The 19,624-nt window shown below is 71.5% G+C and carries 11 protein-coding genes; 1 reads left to right on the top strand and 10 read right to left on the bottom strand.

Annotation, left to right across the window (positions count from 1 at the left end):
- Positions 1-66 precede the first annotated feature (66 nt).
- Both ACWGKQ_RS10840 and ACWGKQ_RS10835 read right to left on the bottom strand, forming a co-directional pair.
- The gene (locus ACWGKQ_RS10840; protein WP_453291545.1) at positions 67-3,348 is read right to left on the bottom strand and encodes a lectin; all 3,282 of its coding nucleotides are present in this window, start codon (positions 3,346-3,348) and stop codon (positions 67-69) included.
- A 358-nt stretch (positions 3,349-3,706) separates the two neighbouring features.
- Positions 3,707-4,360: a TetR/AcrR family transcriptional regulator gene (locus tag ACWGKQ_RS10835; RefSeq protein ID WP_453291544.1), complete on the bottom strand. Its 654-nt coding sequence runs from the start codon at positions 4,358-4,360 to the stop codon at positions 3,707-3,709.
- Positions 4,361-4,484: 124 nt separating this feature from the next.
- On the opposite strand from ACWGKQ_RS10835, the gene ACWGKQ_RS10830 reads away from it, so the two are divergent.
- Positions 4,485-5,696, top strand: a complete 1,212-nt coding sequence (locus ACWGKQ_RS10830) for a cytochrome P450 (RefSeq protein WP_453291543.1) — start codon at positions 4,485-4,487, stop codon at positions 5,694-5,696.
- 19 nt (positions 5,697-5,715) lie between these two features.
- Here ACWGKQ_RS10830 and ACWGKQ_RS10825 read toward each other — a convergent pair whose 3' ends face one another.
- The 8 genes from ACWGKQ_RS10825 to ACWGKQ_RS10790 form a co-directional block, all read right to left on the bottom strand.
- Entirely contained in the window at positions 5,716-8,721 is a 3,006-nt protein-coding gene (locus tag ACWGKQ_RS10825) for a hypothetical protein (protein WP_453291542.1), read from the bottom strand.
- 2 nt (positions 8,722-8,723) lie between these two features.
- Positions 8,724-10,571 carry an HSP90 family protein gene (locus ACWGKQ_RS10820; RefSeq protein ID WP_453291541.1) on the bottom strand — a complete coding sequence of 616 codons (1,848 nt, stop codon included), beginning with the start codon at positions 10,569-10,571 and terminating at the stop codon, positions 8,724-8,726.
- Positions 10,572-10,621: 50 nt separating this feature from the next.
- Complete coding sequence (locus ACWGKQ_RS10815) at positions 10,622-11,608, bottom strand: hypothetical protein (protein WP_453291540.1); 987 nt, start codon at positions 11,606-11,608, stop codon at positions 10,622-10,624.
- A gap of 149 nt (positions 11,609-11,757) precedes the next feature.
- On the bottom strand, positions 11,758-12,195 hold the full coding sequence (locus ACWGKQ_RS10810) for a hypothetical protein (protein WP_453291539.1): 438 nt from the start codon (positions 12,193-12,195) through the stop codon (positions 11,758-11,760).
- A gap of 51 nt (positions 12,196-12,246) precedes the next feature.
- Positions 12,247-13,107: a heavy metal-binding domain-containing protein gene (locus ACWGKQ_RS10805; RefSeq protein ID WP_453291538.1), complete on the bottom strand. Its 861-nt coding sequence runs from the start codon at positions 13,105-13,107 to the stop codon at positions 12,247-12,249.
- A gap of 13 nt (positions 13,108-13,120) precedes the next feature.
- Positions 13,121-14,053 (bottom strand): heavy metal-binding domain-containing protein, encoded by a 933-nt coding sequence (locus tag ACWGKQ_RS10800; protein WP_453291537.1) that lies wholly within the window; start codon positions 14,051-14,053, stop codon positions 13,121-13,123.
- Positions 14,054-14,155: 102 nt separating this feature from the next.
- The gene (locus tag ACWGKQ_RS10795; RefSeq protein WP_453291536.1) at positions 14,156-15,835 is read right to left on the bottom strand and encodes a discoidin domain-containing protein; all 1,680 of its coding nucleotides are present in this window, start codon (positions 15,833-15,835) and stop codon (positions 14,156-14,158) included.
- Positions 15,836-15,923: 88 nt separating this feature from the next.
- Positions 15,924-19,484, bottom strand: a complete 3,561-nt coding sequence (locus ACWGKQ_RS10790; protein ID WP_453291535.1) for a choice-of-anchor D domain-containing protein — start codon at positions 19,482-19,484, stop codon at positions 15,924-15,926.
- Between the last annotated feature and the right edge of the window lie 140 nt (positions 19,485-19,624).

Genomic DNA, 19,624 nt, shown 5'->3' with positions numbered 1-19,624 from the left:
CCCGGCGGCGATCCGGCCCCCTCATCCGTGCCGACGTGCCGATCTACCGCCGGACCGCCGGACCGCCTACTGACCGAAACCGTAGGCGAACAGGTGGTCGGTGCCCGAGGAGCCGGTCACCGGCAGCGTCACGGACGCGACCTGCTTGGACGGATCCAGCGGGACCTTCGTGGCGAAGACATAGGTCTTCACGCCGTCCCGGCCGCCGCTCCCGGTGTTCCGGTAGGCGGTGGTGACGGCCGTCGTGTCACTCGGCAGCGGCTTGCTCGGTCCGCCGTTGAGCGTCCAGTCCGAGAAGCCGACCGTCGCCTGCGAGGTGCTGCCGTCGGTGTAGGTGACCGTCAGCGTGCCCGAGACCCCGCTGCCGTCGGTCGGCGCGTTGACCGCCGCACCCAGCAGGCCCAGCGACGACCCCGAGGTGCCGGCCGGCATCGGGAGGGTCTGGCCGGCCATCTCCAGGTTGTCCAGCTGACCGGAGGTCACCGTCGGCCAGGTGTAGGAGACGCCGTCGACCGTGAGCGTGGAGCCGCTCGTGACACCGGCCGCCGACAGCGCGTTCTGCGAGTACGCCCAGCCGCCGCCGTCGAAGCCGCCCGAATAGCTGGTGCCGTCGGGGTAGATGCCCTCGTTGGTGGCGTACGGCCACAGCGCACCGGGCTTGGCGACGGCCACCCGGAGCGCCGCCCCGGACAGTGCCGTACCGGTGCTGTGGTCGGTCAGGGCGAAGGTGACCGGGTACGTCCCCTCGGTCCCGCCCGCCGTCACGTGGACCTTCGCCTCGGCGCTGCCCGAGGCGGGCACCGTCAGCGATCCTGACGCGGTGTCGGTCGTGACGCCGGAGGGCGCCGTCGCCGTCCAGTCGACCGTGACGGCCTTGCTGCCGAGGTTGGTCACGTCGAGGGTGCCGTCACCGCCGGTGCCCGGCTGGAGGACCAGGCCGCCTGCGGGACCGGTCGCGGCCAGCACCCGGCCGCCGCCCGTGGTGTCCGACGGCGGCACCGCCGACGGGCCGGACGCCCAGGAGGTGTCCGGCTGGGTGCCGAGCGTGTAGTCGAGCGTGCCCGCGCCCTTGAACTGCTGGAACGTCAGCCAGGAGGTGTTCCACGCCTTGCCCTTGACGTTCAGCGACTGCACGTACGGCGCGTCGGGGGCGGCCTGCGGCGCGTTGATCTGCACCGTCTTGCCGTTCCCGAGGGTCACCTGGGCCGCCGGGAACGCCGGGCTGCCGAGCACCAGGGTGTCCGTGCCCGGGGTCTCCGGGTACATGCCGAGTTCGGACCAGACGTACCAGGAGCTCATGGCGCCGAGGTCGTCGTTGCCGAAGGAGCCGACGGGCGCGTTGAAGTACAGGTTCTGCTGGGCGTCGCGGACGGCCGCCTGGGTCTTCCACGGCTGGCCGGTGTAGTCGTACTCCCAGGGGATCTCGACGCTGGGCTCGTTGCTCAGGTCGGCGTCGGTGCTGCCGGGGCCGGTGATGTCGTCGAGGAGGCTGTCCAGGTAGGACGAGTACGCCTTGGTGCCGCCGCGGGCCTGGATGAGCTCCTGCAGGTTGAACGGGACCATGGGGGTGTACTGGGCGGAGGTGCCCTCCACGAAGCCGTTGGAGGTGCCGGGGGTGAAACCGGTCGCGAACTGGCCGTCCTTGTTCCTGGCCTGGAGGTAGCCGGTCTGCGGGTTGAAGACGTTCATCCAGTCCTGGGCGCGGGTGGCGAACTTCTCGTAGACGGCCGTCCTGCCCAGCGACTTCGCGAAGGCGGCGAGGGCGTAGTCGGCGCTGTCGTACTCCAGTTGGGTGGAGACGGGGCCGTAGAAGTTGCAGCAGTTGTAGTCGTTCTCGTCCAGCGGGAGGTAGCCCTTGGCGTCCCGGACCGACTCGCCGGGGCGGTCGTTGTTCGGGACGGTGGCCTCGTGCTGGAGGGCGGCGAGGGCCTTGGCCGTGTCGAAGTCCGTGGCGCCGAAGGCGTACGCGTCGGTGATGATGCCGGCGGCCGGGTCACCGACCATGACGTAGCTCTCGCCGTTGTTCGAGGCCCACTTGGGCAGCAGGCCCGTCTGGTCGTAGCCGTTGAGCATCGAGGTGACGACGTCGCTGGCGACCTTGGGCTCGACCAGCGCCATCAGCTGGGTCTGGGAGCGGTAGGTGTCCCAGCCCGAGTAGTTGGCGTACTGGGCCTGCTGGCCCTTGGCCAGTTGGTGGATCTGGTTGTCCATGCCCATGTACTGGCCGTTGTCGTCCGAGAAGACGTTCGGGTGCAGCAGGGCGTGGTAGAGCGCGGTGTAGAACTGCGTCTGCTGGTCGGCGGTTCCGCCGCCCACCTGGATCTTCTTCAGCACCGTGTTCCAGGCGTCGTGGTTGGCCTTCTCCACGGTGCCGAGGTTCCAGTTCTTGACCTCGGTGGTGAGGTTGGCCGCCGCGTTGGCGTCACTCGTGTACGAGATGCCGACCTTCGCCGTCACCGCGCGGTTGGCCGAGGTGTCGAAGGTGAGGTACATGCCGTTCGCGCCGGTCGTGGGCGGCTGGGCGGCCGTGGTCGCCTTGGCGGCCTTGGCGGCGCTCCCGTGGATCGTCGGGGCCGGCTTCGCCGGGACGGTGAAGTGCTTCTCCTTCAGCGGCGCCGACTTGGACGGCTGCGGGGTCTGGCTGACCTTGCCGGCCTTGAGCGACTTGGCGTCGGGGGTGATGGTGCTGCCGACCCAGGTGCCGCTCGCGGCGAACGGCCGGTCGAACTTGATGTCGAAGTGCAGCGTGTACCGGTTGTTCGCGCCGCAGAAGTGGCCGCTGTCGATCGCGCCGCTGATCTCCTTGCTGTTCACCACCTGGACGCGGGTCCCGTCCACCTGGGTGGCGCCCCCGCTGAGCTTGAACAGCAGGTTCGCCTGCTGTCCCGCCGGGAAGGTGAAGGTGCCGAGACCGGCGCGGGTGGTGTCGGTCAGCTCGGTCGTGACCCCGTTGGCGTCGGTGACCTTGTAGGACCCGATGCCCGCCTTCTCGTCGGCGTGGCTGAAGCCGACCGACGTGCCGGCGAGGTCGCCCGACAGCGCGCCGGTCACCGGCAGGACGGGCAGGTCGCCGGCGACCGGACAGCCCGGTCCCGAGATGTGGGTGAGGCTGTAGCCGGAGATCTTGCTGTCGGCGTACTCGTAGCCGCCGCCGTCGGGGCGGTTCGGCGTCGTGTCGGGGCCCCACTGCACCATGCCGGCCGGCATGTCGGGGCCGGGGAAGGTGTCCACCGCACCGGAGGTGCCGATGAGGGGGTTGACGAGGGACGCGGGGTCGGTCACGAGGGCCGGTCTCGCGGTGCTCGCGGCCTGGGCACTGCCGGCCGCCGAGAGCGGCAGGGCTGCCATGCCCAGGACGCAGACCACGGCAAGGCGGCCGCGGAATCCTGCTCGGGTGGGGGGTGGTGCGGCTGAACGTCGGGGTCTCACCATCGGTTGCCTCCGCAGCAGTTCGTGCTTCGCACATCAGGTGTCGGCGCGCCGAGAAGCGCCGGAAAGTCGGGCGACGGGCAACGAACCGGGTCGCGCTCCCACGGCCTGACAACGTTGCCATACACGAGTGTTGAGTGAAACGCCTGTGCTTGCGGCATGTCAACGAGGCCAACCGGACTTTCTGCGCGCGAAGTTCAAAGAGTGGGCCACGCCGGGATCAACGCCTGGTTTCCTTGCGGGAGTTACAGCCGATCGGCGACGGCCCCAGGCAGCCCTACAGCCCCCGGGTGACGTGGCTCAGCGCGTCGGCGAGCTGTTCGCGGTGCCGCTGCAGCGCCTCGGGGGTGATGCCCTGCTCGGCCACGACCCGGGCGAGGTCGTCGGTCGCGACCTTGAGCACGGCGCTCATGGTGGCGGCCCGCATACGGACGTCGAGCAGGTCGGCACAGGCGCCCGCGCGGCCGGCGAGCACCTCGGCGAACGTGTCCTCCGCACGCTCCCGGAGCACCAGGTAGACGGCCCGCAGCGCGGGTTCGTCGTGGGTCATCCGGATCACGGTGAGCACCGCCTCGGCATCCCCGTCGGACGACCCGTCAGGGGCCGGCCGGTAGGCGGCCCGCAGATGCTCCGTCAGGTCGGCCTCGGGCGGCCAGGCCCGCAGGACCTCCTGGAAGGCCTCGACCGACTGGGTGAGCAGCGGCTCCACACAGCTCTCCTTGCTCGGGAACCAGCGCCACAGCGTGCGTTCCGACACTCCGGCCGCCCGCGCGATCTGCTCGCCGGAGGTGGCGGCCACCCCCTGGGCGGCGAACAGCCGGACCGCGTGCCGGGAGATGTCGAGGCGCTGCCGCTGCCGCTGCCGGTCGCTCACCGGGGGCCGTCCCCGGCGGGGCGGCATCGGGCCACTGTCCACCGTCGCGTCCTCCATCGGGCGATCCAACCACGCCGGGACCGCGCGGCTACTGGCCGAAAACATTATTGGCAGTCACTGACAGTAAAATGTTACGGTCGAAGTGCCGGAAGATCGCGTTCCGAGGTCCAGGAGGAGGACCATGAACGGTGCCGCCGAGCGTTCACGACTGCCCTTCGCACGGCCGAACGTGCTCGATCTCGCGCCTCTGTACGAGGTGCTGCGCCGACAGGCGCCGATCACGCCGGTCACCACACCGGCCGGGGACCCGGCCTGGCTGGTCACCCGGTTCGACGAGGTGCGCGAGCTCCTCGCCGACAAGCGGCTCGGCCGCTCCCACCCCGAGCCGGAGCGGGCGTCCCGCATCACGACCGCCGCGGTGCAGGAGGGCCCCTCGGGCAACTACGCCACGGAGGAGGCCGACCACACCCGGATGCGCCGGCTGCTCACCCCGGCCTTCTCCGCCAGGCGCATGGTGATGCTCTCCGGCCATGTGCGGCAGCTGGTGGACGGCTGTATCGACCGGCTGGCCGCCGAGCGGGCCGCCGCCCCCGACGGGGTGGTCGACCTGCACGCCGGGCTGGCCTTCCCGGTGCCGGTCGCCGTCATCTGCCGGCTGCTCGGCGCGCCCGAGAGCGACCGCGAGTACTTCGCCGCGCTGTCGGGGCGCATGGCCGACTACGCCATCGGCGAGGAGGCAGAGCGGGCGCGGGACGAGTTCAACGACTACATGACCGCTCTCGCCGAGGCGAAGCGCGCCAGGCCGGGCGAGGACGTCATCTCCGACCTCGTCCGCGCGCAGAGCGCCGACGCGGACTTCGACTACGACGAGATGATCAGGCTCTGCGTGGGGCTGCTGTTCGCCGGGCACGAGACCACCGTCAACCGCATCGGGCTGGGCACGCTCTTCCTGCTCACCCGCCCCGACCAGTGGCAGGCGCTGACCGCCGACCCGGCCGGCCGGGTCAACGCCACCGTCGAGGAGATCATGCGCCTGGGCGCACCCGGCGACCTCGGTCTGCTGCGCTACGCCCACACCGATGTCGAGGTCGCCGGGGTCACCATCCGGAGCGGCGACGCCGTGATCCTCTCCGTCAACTCGGCCAACCGCGACGCGGCCGTCTACACCGACGCCGAGACGTTCGACCCGGACCGTCCGGAACGCAACCATCTGGGTTTCGGCCACGGCTCGCACTTCTGCATCGGGGCGAGCCTGGCCCGTACGGAGCTGCGCATCGTGTTCGCCGCCCTGGCCGAGCGTCTGCCCGGGCTGCGGCTCGCCAAGGACGTCGACGAGCTCCGGGTGCGCACCACCCTCACCGGCGGGGTCAGCGAGCTCCCCGTGACCTGGTGAGGGCGGCGCGTCCGTCGGGTCATTCCTCGTCGCGCAGCCGGGCCGCCAGGGAGGTCAGCGACTCGGTCTCCTCGGTGTGGCCCAGGGCGGTGAGGCGGGCGACCGCCCCGTCGAGGCGGGCCAGGGCGGGGTCGGGGCGTTCCAGGTAGAGGCCCTCCACGACAGCCGCGAGCCGGACGCACTCGGCCCACTCGCCGACCTGGTCCTCGGTGCCCGCCGCGGGTTCGGCTCCGGGTTCGGCCTCGGGTTCGCCGAGCAGGGTGAGCGCCTTGTCCAGAGCGGTCAGGGAGGTCTCGTACTCACTGGCGTAGGCGTTGACCCGCCCGTGTTCGTAGGCGAGGGCGCTGTCCAGGTCGCGGCCGCGGGCCTCGTACCCCGCGGTGCGGGCCTCGTCGGCGATCCGGCCCGCGTCGGCGAGCAGGGCGAGGGCGTCGGCGAGGCCCTCGGCACCCTGCTGCTGGGCCTGGAGCCGGGCGAGTTCGCGCAGGCAGCTGCTGAGCTGCTCGTAGCGCGGGGCCCGGGCGTGTGCGGCGAGGGCCTGGTCCGCGGCCTCCCGGGCACGGCCGAACTCACCGGACTCGGCGAGGAGTACGGCGGTCTCCGCGGCGATCATGGCATGGCTCGCCGGGTCGTCGTCCCAGCCTGCGGACTCGGCCGCGAGGGCGGCGTACTCCGCCGTGGCGGCCTTGACGTCCTCCCCCGCGCGCAGGGCGCGGGCGCGGCACAGGCGCAGCTGGGCGACGAGCCGGTCGTCCACCTCTCCGGCCGCGACCTCCGGTTCGGCCAGGACGGAGTCGAGCAGCGCGATGCAGTCCTCGACGCGGCCCAGGTCGAGGCTGAGCTGCGCCGCGTTGCTGTAGGTGCAGAACGCGTCGAACCGGCTGCCGTGGCGCAGTTCCAGTTCCGCGGAGCGGGTCAGGTGCCGCAGTGCCTCGTCGGGGCGGTCCAGGCGCATGCAGGCCCTGGCCAGATCGGCGTGCAGGCCGGCCGTGTCGACCGCGTCGGCGGGCCATTCGGCGGCCAGGCGGACCGCCTCGGCGAGGTCCGCGTGCGCGGCCTGGGCGTCCTTGAGTCCGAGCCGGATCCGGCCGCGCAGTCCGAGCGTGCGGGGCAGGTGCCAGGCCGGCCCGTGCGCCTTCAGCCGGTCGAGGAGGGCGTCGGTCTCCGTGACCGCGGCGGGCAGATCGCCGACGACGGCGTACGTGCTGGCCCGCAGCAGGCGGCCGGTGGAGACCTGTCCGGCGATGTCGTGCCGGCTTGCGAAGTCGAGCAGCAGGTCGAGCTCGGCGAAGACCGGCGCGATGTCCTCCTCGCTCCTCGACGTCTGCAGGCGCAGGCCGAGCGCGGACGTGCGCAGCCGCAGCAGCCGGGCCTCCTGGAACGGGGCCAGGCCGGGCGTCTCCTCGTGCAGGCGGACGAGGGCCGCGTGGGCTGCGGTCAGCGCGGCGGCCTTCGCCTCGGCCTCGTCGGTCCCGTCGGCCTCGTCGGTCCCGTCGGTGTCCTGGGAGGCGATCCGGGCGGTGATCTGGGCGGTGGCGAGCAGGGCGCAGCCGCGGGCGAGCGCCGCGTGACCCGGCGCTCCGGCCTCGTCGTACCGGCTCGCGGCCTCCTCGTACCGGGCCGCGGACGTGTCGAACTCGTCCTTCTGGCCGGCCCGGCTCGCCTCGTCGTCCAGCAGGTCCGCGCGCAGCCGGGCCGGCGGTCCCACGGCCGGGTCGTCGGGGTGGGCGTAGTCGGGGGCGGCGACGAGCGTGCGCAGCCGTGCCCAGCAGGCCGTCGCGTCCGGGTGTCCCTGCTCTTCCAACTCCCGCGCCCGGGTGATGAGTTCGGGCAGCGACTCGGGCACGGCGGCGGGGGCGGGCGCGGGGGCGGCGGCAGGTACGGCGGCCGGGGCCATGTCGTCGAGGCCGCGGGTGCGCAGGGTCAGTTCCAGCGCGTCCAGGAGAGGGGCCCGGTCGAGGCGGGTCCTGCGCCGGTCGGTGTGGGCCGTGGTGCCGTTGCGGGCGTCGAAGCGGGCGGCGAGGTCGTCGGCGCGGCCGCGGACCTCGGCGCGCAGGCCGGTCACCGTCCAGGTGCGGCCCGGGTATCCGGCGGCGGGCAGGTCGCCGTGGCCGAGGGCCTCGACGCGCTGCAGGAGGACCTCCACGCCGGTGAGGAAGCCGAGCAGGTCCAGCGGCGAGTCGACCTCGTCGAACAGGTTCCGGTTCTCGGCGAGGAGTTCCAGGCCGCGTGCCTCGTTGCCGGTGAGCGCGCAGAACTCCAGGTGCCGGCCGACCTCGCCGGACATCGAGGGGTTGCGGCGGCAGGCGCGGTAGCCGGCCAGGTGCAGTTCGCGGGCCCGGTCGGCGGCGCCGGTGCGCAGCAGGGGAAGCAGCGCGTAGGAGACGGAGCGGGCGGGCTCCTCCTGGCAGGACTCCTGCCCGGCGAGGACGGGCTCCCAGGTGCGCAGGGCCCGTTCGTCGTCGTCCGCGGCAAGGTGGTGAAGGGCGCGCCCGCAGGTCTCGCAGGCCTCGCAGTCGCTGAGCCTGGTACGGGTCCGTCCGGCCCACAGTTCGTAGGCCAGGTCGGTGTCCTCGCCGACGTGGTCGGCGAGCTGGTACGCCTGTCCGTAGTAGGGCTGGAGTCCGAGGCCGGCCTTCTCGTACCGGTCGCGCATCTCGGTCAGCCACTGGCGCAGGCTGGCCAGGGGGATCTCGGGCAGGGCGACCAGGGCGTGGGCGACCCACTTGAACCGCCAGAACAGCGTGTGCCGCAGACGCTCGTCGAAGACGTCGGGCTGCTCGTCGAAGAGGTTGAGCAGGCGGGCGAAGACGACGGGTGACTTCCGGGGTTCGGAGCCGTAGTTGTACGCCTTCTGGAGTGCGAGGAGCGCGTGGACGAGCGGCCGGGGCTCCGCGAACTGCTCGGCGGCGTCGACGAGTTCCTCGGCGGTGACGGTGCGGGTGCGGCCGTAGGGGCGCCGGTCGTTCTCCCGGAGCGCCTCGTACAGCTCGTCCGTGCTCTGGGGATGGGGTGCGGTCGGCATCGTCAGCTGTCCTTGCGGAGGGCGTGGGCGAGGAGGTCGAGGAAGGAACGGTTGATGAGGCTCGACTCGGCGGGCCTCAGAGGGCGGCGGGACAGCATCGCGGCCTGTCCGTAGAGGGCTTCGGCGCTGGTGCGGGCCAGTTCGGGTTCGTCGATGGTGACGGCGGTGCGGACCAGCGGGTTGAGCTGGTTGAGGATCAGCTGGGCCCGCGGGGCCTCCTGGCGCAGATGGCCGAGGATGTCGCCCCACACGCCGCCCTGCTGCTCGCGGGCGAGCTGGGAGCGGGTGCGCTCGTGCCGGGCCTCGCGGCTGTCGAGGAGGAGGGCCGGGGCGGAGGCGGGCTGGAAGGTGCGCAGCGCGACGTCGCAGTCGAAGACGGCGAGGGCGTCGCGGGCCAGGGCGAGGTAGGCCCCGGCGGCGAGCTCCGTCTCCCGGTCGACGGGGTCGAGGTGGGCGGTGAGGGTGCCCGGGTCGAGGTCGGCGACGCTGACCTCGGGCCTGATCTCCGGCAGCCGGTGGACGAGTTCACGGTCGTAGGTGTAGCCGCCGTTGACGACGCCGAGTCCGGCGGCCGCGGCGATCGCCGCCACCTGCCGGAACTCCTCCACGCTGGAGGTGACGAGGACGGTGCGGTGGGTGCGGGCGAACTCGTCCAGGGTGGCGTGTCCGTCGGTGGTCTCGAACGGCAGCCACGGCAGCAGCATCCGCAGGATCTCGTCGTCGTGCACGGCCAGGGACTTCACGGCCAGGTGGTGGGTCTGGAGGAAGCGGCCGAGGAGGTCCGGGTCGCTGGCGGCGGTCCGGGAGATCCACGCGCGCAGCCGTTCGGCGAGGGCGTCCCGGACGGCGGCGAGGGTGTCGTCCTCGTACAGGGACTCGCGGGAGGCGGTCGGGCGCAGGCTCTCGGCGTCGAGGACGCAGCGGACGAAGAACGCCCACTCGGGCAGGATCTCCTCGGCCTGCTCGGACAGCAGCATGCCCTTGACGTGCACGCGATGGCCGTGCCGGCGCCCGGCCGGCACCGCCTCGGGCAGCACGCACGCGATGCCCTTCAGGCCCACGGCCGGCAGGTCCAGGTCGATGGTGTCCAGCGGCGTGAACCCGAAGACCTCCTCGCCGTACGCGGCCAGCGCCCGGGAGCGCGCCCCCGGTGTGGGGTACGTGCGCGCCCAGGGCGCGGGCTCGGGGTTGACGGCCGTGCCGGGGCCGCCGGTGCCGCCGTCGAAGGTCACGGGGTGGCGCAGCAGGGAGCCGAAGTGCCGGGCCAGCGCCTGTACTTCGACCGGCCGGGTCCATTCGCCCGCGTCGGCGCGGGGCGTCAGGGTGACAGTGGTGCCGAGCTGCGGCCGGGCGGCGGCGGGCAGGGTGCGGACGGTGTAGCTGCCGTCGCCGCGGCCCTGCCACTCCACGGCGGGGGCGTCGGGGGTGCGGGCGGAGCGGCTGACGACGTGGATCTCGTCGGCGACCAGGAAACAGGAGAGCAGCCCGATGCCGAACTGGCCGATGAAGTCCGCGCGTTGCTCGGCCACCTGCTCGGCCCGCTTGCTGCTGCGGCCGATGGTGGCAAGGAAGGTGTGCACATCGGCCTCGGTGAGACCGACGCCGTCGTCCTCCACCCGGACCACCGAACCGTCGGCGTACAGGCGGATGCCGAACGCGTCGGCGGGGGCGTCCGGTTCCAGGGCGTGCCGGGCGGTCAGCGCGTCCACCGCGTTCTGCAGGAGTTCGCGCAGGTAGACGCGGGGGCTGGAGTAGAGGTGGTGGGAGAGGAGGTCGACGAGGCCGCGCAGGTCCACCTGGAAGGTGCGGTCGGCGCCGGCCGGGCTCGAAGGGGTGGTGGGCAGAGTCATCGGGCAGTCCGGGGTGAGGTGAGCGACGGGCGGCGGGCGGGGTGGCGGGGTCAGGCGTTGCGACGGGCAGCGGCGTACTTCTTCTCCGGCTGCGCCATGTACCTCCACGGCCATGGCGTGTAGGCGCCGCCCAGCTCGCGGAAGACACGCGGCAGCACGAGCCTCCCGTTGGCCAGGGACAGAGCCATGGCGAACATGTTGAAGTCGACCTGCCAGCCCGGGCGACGCACGTAGGCGGGGTGGAGGATGCTGCGCTCGGCCGTCTCCAGCAACTCGTCCTGGATCGCGGGGGTGATGAGGCAGTTCTTGCGGTCGGACTCGACCCAGTCCTCGATGTGCGCGATGGCGATCACACAGCCGAGGCGATCTCCGTCGGGCGCGCCGGCGAACGCCTCACGGGCGAACGCCAGGGCCTCCCCGGGCTCGCCTCCCCAGCGGGGCTGCAACTGCGAGACCCACTCGACGTGGGTCTCCAGGTCCAGGGGGTCGCGGCGGAGGGCGGCGTGGAGCCGGGTCTCGTTGACGGCGGAGCCCAGCGACATGCCGCGGCCGGAGGTGAGGAGGCGGCGCCACGGCGTGACCCAGTCCGGTCGCAACTCGGCGGCCTCAAGCAGTTGTTCCTCCGCGATGAGGAGCCGCTCGCGGAAGACCCGCCACTGCTCGGGCCTGACGTCCACGGCAGACGCGCGGGTGCGTGCCTCCCAGCCCCAGCTGATGTGGCGCGCCCCGGATATCAGCAGGGCCGTCGCCCGGTGCTCCTTGTCCTCCTCGGCGGCCCGGCCGATCCAGTCCTGCACACCGTCCAGGTCGGCGAGCTCACCGAGGACCCGGTCGTCCCGGCCGAGCTCGAAGGGGGCCAGCGCCGCTCTGACCGCCGTCCAGTCACCCGCCTCGGCCGCCTCCACCAGCGCCAGCACCCGCGCGTCTCCCAGCGCGCGCAGCGTGTACATCCCGTTCGTCTGCCAGCGCGGGGCGGGAAGGGCATGCGGATCCGCCGCCGGTCTCTCCCCGCTTCTGCCGAACAGCTTGCCGAACATGCCGCGCCCTCCCCAGGTTCCGCGTGATCATTCCGGTGCAGCATAAGCGGCCCCACCGACAACGCTTCCACAGGATTTTCACGGGGGATTCGGCGAGGCCGGTCCTGGCCGCCGCACCGCGGAGGTGTGTCCTGGCGCCGACGGCGTCGTCACTCCCCCAGCAGCAGCCGCTCCAGCGCCGCCCGTGCCCGTGCGTCGGACCGTGCGCGGGCCGTGACCGCGACCGCGAGCTCCCGGATCCACTCGTCGAGCGCGACTGGGCGCCGCGAGAGCACCACGCCCCGGACCTCCTTGCGTACCTCGCCCTTGGGGCGACCGCCCGCCAGGTCCAGCGCCAGACGCTGTTCTTCGAGGAAGACCTCGATCCGCTCGACGCGGCCCTCGCGCCCGGCGAGCCGGTCGGCCATGCTCCGCTTGCGCTCGACGGCGACGGAACCCGGCGGCAGCGTCTCCGCGAGTGTCCCCGTGAGCACCTGGGCGTAGACCTCCAGGTCGGCGGCGTCCCTGCGCAGCGCGGCCGTCAGCAGTTCCAGGGAGTCCGGCTCCCCGACCGGCTCGGACGGTACCGGGTCGTGTGGCGAGGTCATCGTGGCGCCTCTCGTGATGTGTGGTTGCTCCAAGTCTGCTGAGGAGGCAGCTCAGCCGTCCAGGCCGAGCACCATCGTCGGGCGCTCGATGACATGGTCCTCGCGCAGCGGCCGCACGGCCGTGCCGATCGCGAAGAACTCGGTGGTGTGACCGCCCCAGCGGTGGTTGTGGGAGTTGAGCTGCACACCGACGACGCCCTCCGCGTGCAGTTCCTCCGCCTCGTGCTGCATCCGCGCCATCGCCAGCTCCCGTGCGTCGTACAGCGCCTGCGTGAACTGCTCGATCTCCACGTTCCTGCCGATGTTGGAGAACATCTGGCCCATCCGCTGGTGCGCGATGTGGTAGACGCAGGTGCCCATCACCATGCCCAGCGGGGCGTAACCGGCGCGGATGAGCGTCCAGAAGTCCTGGCCGTTGAGGTCGGAGGTGAACGGCTGCCCCTTGAGGTTGCGCCAGCTGCCGCCGTTGCCGCCCGGCGCCGGCTCGTCGGCCTTGACGGCGGTCCCGACCGCGATGAACTCCGCGATGTCGGTGCCGAACTCACGGGCCTCGACGCTCAGCCGTACGCCGACGATGCCGTCCGCGCCCAGCTGGGCCGCCTCCGCCTCCATGCGGGTCATCGCCAGCTCGCGGGCGTGGTACATCGCCTGGCTGAGCGTCGTCAGCTCCTGGTTCTTGCCCCAGCGGCCGAGCTGGATGCCCACGTGGTAGATCGAGCTGCCCAGGACCAGGCCGATGGGCCGGAATCCTGCCTCGCGCACCAGCAGGAACTCGTTGACCGACAGGTCGCTGGTGAAGATCGAACCCGGCTTGCCCGGCTGGAGTTCGGCCAGCCGTCGCATCGCGTCGGCCGGCACCCCCTCGGCGGACCTGCCGTCGGAAGTGCCATCGGCGGGGTTGAAGACGGTCATGGACGGGTCCCCCTCATCGGATATGGGTAGCGGTACGGCGCATGGCCCGCCGGCGTCGTTCCGGGTCGAGCGGCATCATGGTGAGCGTGCGGGGCCGCTCCTCGCGGACGGCGAAGCGGGCGACGGTGGTGCCGAGCAGCGTCGCCTCGGCCACATGGTCCTCACGGTCGTTGTTGCCGCTGTTCGTGCAGGGTTCGCCCCAGATGCGCAGGTCGCCCGCGGAAAGGATCACGCCGTCGCCGCCCCGCCGCCCGGCCTGCGCCCGCAGCTGCGCACGGGCGTCGGCGCGCACCTCCCGGACCAGCTCACTCCAGCCGCTGACCTCGGTGTTGTTCCACGAACGCCGCTGTGCGCGGGTGCCGTAGTCGTCGTGGCGTACGCCGATGGACAGCCCGTACAGCAACTCGACGGGGACCCATCCGGCGGTCACCAGCTTCGCGAAGCCCTGGCCGTCGAGGTGACAGGTGAACGGCTGCGGCGCCCGTACCGTGCCGGCCGCGCGCACCGCGGTCCCGATCACCTTGAACTCCAGGCAGTTGGGCTGTGCCGGGAAAGGCGCCACCGTCAGCTGTGCCGCGACGACGCCGTCGCCGCCGAGGCCCGAGCACTCCGCGGTCATCCGCTCCAGGGCCGAGCGACGCGCCCGGTCGAGGACCTGGACGAGGCCGGCGGACGGGGCGCCCCTGCCGGAGAGCGCGACGCGCGCGGAGCCGGTGCCCCACCAGTCCGCGTAGAGACAGTTGTGATAGCCCCAGTACCGGCCGCTGCGGCCCACGTGGTAGACGGCCGAGCCCATGACCTGGCCCACCGGCTCGAACCCCACGGCGCGCAGGGCGGCGAACTCACCGGTGGACAGCGCCGAGGACCACGTCCCGCTGCCCCGCACCTCCGCGATGCGCGCGGCCGCCGCCGGGGGCAGCCCGGCTCCCGCCCATTCCCCGCTCATGGACACCACTCCCCGCTTCGCGCCCGGCCCAAGGGTACGGCTGCCCGAGTCTATGCCCGGCTGTCCGGGGCCGGTCGCGGGGGGGGCGGGGACGGCCGGGTGTCAGGCGCCGAAGACCTGGAACTCCGAGACCTGTCCGGCCGGCCAGCCGTTGTTCGCGGTGATGGTGAGCCGTACGTAGCGGGTGGTGGCGGTCGAGGGGAGGGTGAGGGTCGCGGTGTTGCCGGTCGCCGGGTCGAAGGTGTAGCCCGCGGAGCCGAGCAGCTGGGTGAAGGTGCCGCCGTCGGTGCTGCCCTGGACGGAGATGGTCTGGGTACGGGTGGCCCAGGCGGTCGCCGGGGGGAGGTCGAGGACGATCCGCTTGACGCCTGTGGCGGCGCCCAGATCGACCTGGATCCACTGCGGGAATGCGTTGTTGGCGGACTCCCAGTAGGTGCTGGTGTCGCCGTCGGTCGCGTTTCCCGAGGCGTAGGTCTGGGTGTGGCTGCTCTCCGAGGTGGGTCGGTGCAGGGCGAGGTTGCCGGTGCCGCCGGTGGGGACGAGCGGCTGGGTGGGGCGGGTGGCGGTCAGCGCGATCTGGCCCTTGAGCATGCGGCCGCCGTCGCCGGTCAGGCGCAGGTAGTAGTCGGCGGAGCAGGCGGTGCCGTCCTCGTCGAGGGCGAGGAACCCGGAGTCGGTGGGCACCCACGCCTGCGACTCGGCGGTCTTGGCGATCTGGTTGCCCTCGTTGTACTCGTCGAACATCGAGATGTAGATGCCCTGCACCCCGGCCCGCACCATGTTGTAGAACTGCCGCCACATGAAGTCGCCGTGCGCCCGCTGCCGGCCGGAGACGTCGCCGGGCAGCACGCAGGGCTGGTAGTCGATGCCGTTGGCGTTGCAGTCGGCCTGGTCGCCGACCGTGTAGGTGGTGTAGGCGTTGTCCGCCTCGGTGACGTTCCCGATGGCGCCGACCATCCACGGCGAGATCATGTTGAAGGCGTGGTAGACGCCCAGGAAGCCGGGCTGCGAGCCCCCGGTCCCCGTCCGCCATTCGCGCGGGACACCTCCGATGACGTAACACCCCTGGCCCTTGAACCAGTTGACGACATCGAGGCAGGCGTCGGCGGTGAAGGGGTGGTTGGGGTCGTTGAATCCGAAGCCCCAGATGCAGACGACCGGCTTGCCGTTCTGCCTCGCGTACGCCGAACTCGTCGTGTGCGCGGACATCTTGGTCGTCCAGTCCGTCTTGATCTCGGACTGCATGTTCGTCCAGTTGGAGACGTCGTACATGATGTAGAACTTCCGCCCGTACGCCTCGGCTGCGCTGCGCACCTTGGTCGCCATGGCGTCGCGGGTGGGGCCCTCGCCGCCGGTGGGGTTGAAGCGCTGGAGGGCGGCGGTGTCGATGGCGTTCTGCTGCATCCACAGGAAGTGGGTGTTCACGGTCTGCTGGTCGTACGAGGAGAACAGCTTGGCGGGCTGGCCGTTGCCGAGGTTGGCGTACGACGTCTGGTACGTGCTGGTGTAGTCGCGCATGTCGGGCCAGCACTTGATGTTGGTGTTGGTCGGGGACGGCGACCGGCCCCAGTCCTGGCTCCAGTGCCACCAGCCGTTGATGGGCGCACCGTCGCCGGCGCAGGCGAACCAGCCCTGGTAACCGACGCTGATCCTGCCGACCACGTCGCCCGGCGAACTGGCAGCCGACGCGGCCGGGGCGAGTACGGTCTCGGTGGCGCCCGCGGTTCCCACCGCGGCGGCCGCGATCGCGGCCCTCAAGAAGACTCTGCGTGTGACACCCATCGGGACTCCTCTGGTCGAGTGGCCTTCGGCGGCCGGTGCCGCCGGGGCGAGCGTGCTCGCGCCCGGCGGCACCATCAGGCGGATCGGATCAGGTGTTCCAGACCTGGAACTCGGAGATCTGACCGGCCGGCCAGCCGTTGTTCGCCGTGACGTTCACGCGGAAGTACCGCTGAGTGGTCGCGGTGAACGTGATGGTGACCGTGTTGTTGGTGGTGGGATCGAAGGTGTACGTGGCCGACGGCTTGATCGTCGAGAAGTTGGAGCCGTCCGTGCTGCCCGACAGGGACAGCGTCTGGGTGCGGGCGCCCCAGGTCGCGGGGAGCTGGAGGACGACGCGGCTCGCGCTCTGCGCGGAACCGAGGTCGGCCTGGACCCATTGCGGGAAGGCGTTGTTGGCGCTCTCCCAGTAGGTGCCCTGGTTGCCGTCCGTGACGTTGGACGACGGGTAGACGTCGGTGTGGCTGGACTCGGTGGTGGCCGCGCCCGCCGCCAGGTTCCTGCTCACCGTGCCGGCTCCGGTGCCGGTCAGCGCGACCGTGGTCGTGCCGTTCGACGCGTTGCTGGCGATACTGAGATCACCGGCGCGGGTGCCGGACGCGGTGGGCGTGAACGTGACGGCCACCGTGCAGGAGGCGTTCGCCGCGATCGACGTCCCGCAGTTGTTGGTCTGGGAGAAGTCGCCCGTGACGGTGATACCGGAGACGGTCGCGGCGGCGGTTCCGGTGTTGGTCACCGTGACCGTCTGCGCGCTGCTGGCGGTGTTGAGCGCCTGGGTGGGATACGACAGCGAGGTCGGGTTGGCCGACAGGGTCGCCGGCGAGGAGCCGCCGGTGCTGGGGAACACCTCGAAGTCGGACAACTGGGCGGCGTTCCACCCGGTGTTGGCGGTGATGTTCACCCGCACGTATCTCGCGGTGGCGGCGCTGAACGTGATGGTCGCCGTGTTGCCGTTGGAGTTCGGGTCGAAGGTGTACCCGGCCGATGCCTTGATCGTGGAGAAGCTGGAGCCGTCCGTGGACCCCTGCACCGACAGCGTCTGGGTGCGGGCCGACCACGCCGTCGCCGGCGGGAGCTTGAGCACGACCTTGCCGACGCTGTAGTTCTGGCCGAGGTCGACCTGGGCCCACTGCGGGAACGAACCGTTCGTGCCCTCCCAGTACGTCGAGGCGTCCGGGTCGGTGAGGTTCGAGGCGACGTACGGGCTGTTGCTCGAACTGGCCGTCGCCGGCCGCCCGGCGGCGATGTCGGTGGTGCTGTCGATGCCGCTGCCGGACAGGGCGACGACGGTGGGGCTGTTGTTGGCGTTGCTGGTGACGGTCAGGTTGCCGGAACGCGAGCCGCCCGTGGTGGGCTTGAACCCGACGGTGACCGTGCAGGAGGCACCGACCGCGAGGGTGGCGCAGTTGTTGGTCTGGCTGAAGTCACCGGTCGCCGTGACGCCCGAGACGGTCGCCGATGTGGTGCCCGAGTTCGTCACCTTCACCGTCTGCGTGTCGGCCGAGGAGCCGACCACCGTGGCGGCGAAGGCGAGGCTCGCCGGGTCGGTGGTCAGGACCGGGCCGGGCGCGGTGCCGGTACCGGAGAGGCTGACCGTGTTGGTGACCCCGCCGGCGTTGACGGTCAGGGCGCCGTTACGGCTGCCGGTGGCGGTCGGCGCGAACTTCACGCTGACGGTGCACGAGCCGTTCGCCGCGATCGACGAGCCGCAGGTGTTGGTCTGGGAGTAGTCGCCGCTGGTGGAGATCGAGGAGACGGACGCGGCGGTGCCGGTCGGGTTGGAGACCGTCACGGTCTGGGCGTCGCTCGTCGAACCGGTCGGGACCGAACCGAAGTTGAGCGCGCCGGGAGTGGCGGTCACGCCCTCGGACGGGTAGGGCGGGAAGACCGGGGCCGGCCACCCTCCGCAGTACGGCGTGCCGCTGATACCGGAGTTGCCGCCGCCGTCGGTGACGACGAAGTTGCCGCCCGAGCAGCTGTACACCGGGGAGGAGTAACCGACGCCGGTGGCGGTGACGTTGGTGAACTTGGCCGCGCCGCCGGTCTGTTCCTGGAGGGCGAAGGTTCCGGTGCCGGCGATGGTCACGTTGTTGAGGTTGACGCCGCTGATGGTGCCCTCGACCCACTGGATCGCTTCGTACGGGCTCTGCTGGATCAGCGCGTTGGTCACGTTGACCGGGCCGGTGATCGCGCCCTGGCTGCCGTCGAACCACAACGCGCCCACGCCGAACTGCCAGTTCGGGTCGAGGCTGCCGTCCCGGACCATGGTGTTGTCGGAGATGGTGGTGGTGCCGACCGGCGTCGAGGTGAAGCGCTGCCCCACGTGGATGCCGCCGCCCTGGGTGATGCCGGAGTCCACCACCCGGTTGCCGCTGACGGTGTTGTCGTGGCCGCCGTAGATCGCGATGCCGTTGGCGAGGATCTGCAGGGACACGGTGTTGTTGGAGATCGTGTCGTTGGCGTCGGCGCCGATGGCGGAGTCCGCCCAGGTGGCGATGCCGTCGTCGCCGGTGTTGCGGATGTCGCTGTTGGTGACCTTCGAGTTGGTGACGGCGCCGTGGAAGTTGATGCCGTCCGCGGTGGTGTCCCGGATGCGCATGCCGCTGAACGTCAGCCCGTCCATCGGGCCGTCCATCCAGGCGCCGACCTTCATGTGGTCGATCCACAGGTTGGCGACGGTCGAGTTGCTCAGCGCGCCGCCGATACCGTTGACCTGGGCGCTGTCGTTGCGCTCCTGCACATCGCCGAAGATCGCGAAGTTCTGCAGGTGCACGCCGGTACTGGCCGAGGGTGCGGAATTGCCGTAGAAGCCGGGGGCCGTGCCGGTGACGGTGGAGTACCACATGCCGGCGCCGGCGATCGTGACGTTGTTGACGCTGATGTGGCCGGGGATGTTGTACGTGCCCGGCGGGATCCACACGGTGCCGCCGGGGCCGGCCGCGCTGATCGCGGCGTTGAAGGCGCTGGTCGCGTCGGTCGCACCGGTGGAGTCGGCGCCCTTGCTGGTCACCGACACCGAACCCGAGGGCGCGGTCAGGGCGGCGCCGACCTGCTCGAAGTCGGCGAAGTCGATCGTGTACGAGGAGGCGGTGTCCCCCGAGTCGATCTGCAGCTTGAAGGTCGTGCCCGCCGGATAGGTGGTGGAGAAGAGGCGGTGGGCCTCGTCGTAGAAGTGGTGCGGGTTGCTGCCCGGGGTGTTGGTGAAGGGGTAGCTGCCGTAGTACCAGCTGTAGGCGTTGGTCAGGGTGAAGTCGGGCTGCTTGACGCCGTTGACGTACAGCGACAGCGCGGCGGTGTAGACCGAGCCGCCCGAGGTGTCGGGGATGCTGTAGCGGAAGTTGATCGAGTTGGTCGCCACCGGCGTGGTGAACGTGACGTATTCGCCGGTGCCCTGGAGGGTCGTCGCCTTGCGGTACGACGCCTCGTCGGCCAGCTGGCCCTGGGTGTAACTCGGGCCGATGTCCGTGCCGTTGGTGGCGGAGTTCTCCGCCTGCACCTCGACGTACGGCAGGCTCGCGCCGCTGCCGCCGGTGGCGGCGGCCGCCGCCCAGGCGGGCTGCACGGCCAGAACGACGATGCCGACGGCGGCCACCATCGCGGTACTGACCGCCCAGACGAGGGCTCGTCTCAGATCTCGGATGGAATGGATCACTTACCACTCCTTTCATCAGGACATGCCGGAAATGCCCTGCTGACACCGCCAGAGGGGGAGGGACGTGGCGCACGGGGAGACGGGAGGCAGGGGGAAGGCAGGGGGGTGCTGATGACGCGAGGGGGACCGTAATGTCATCG

The organism is Streptomyces sp. NPDC054770 (genome assembly GCF_053611985.1).
Note: the sequence above shows the minus strand (reverse complement) of the source record. Positions and strands in the feature narration are given on the sequence as shown.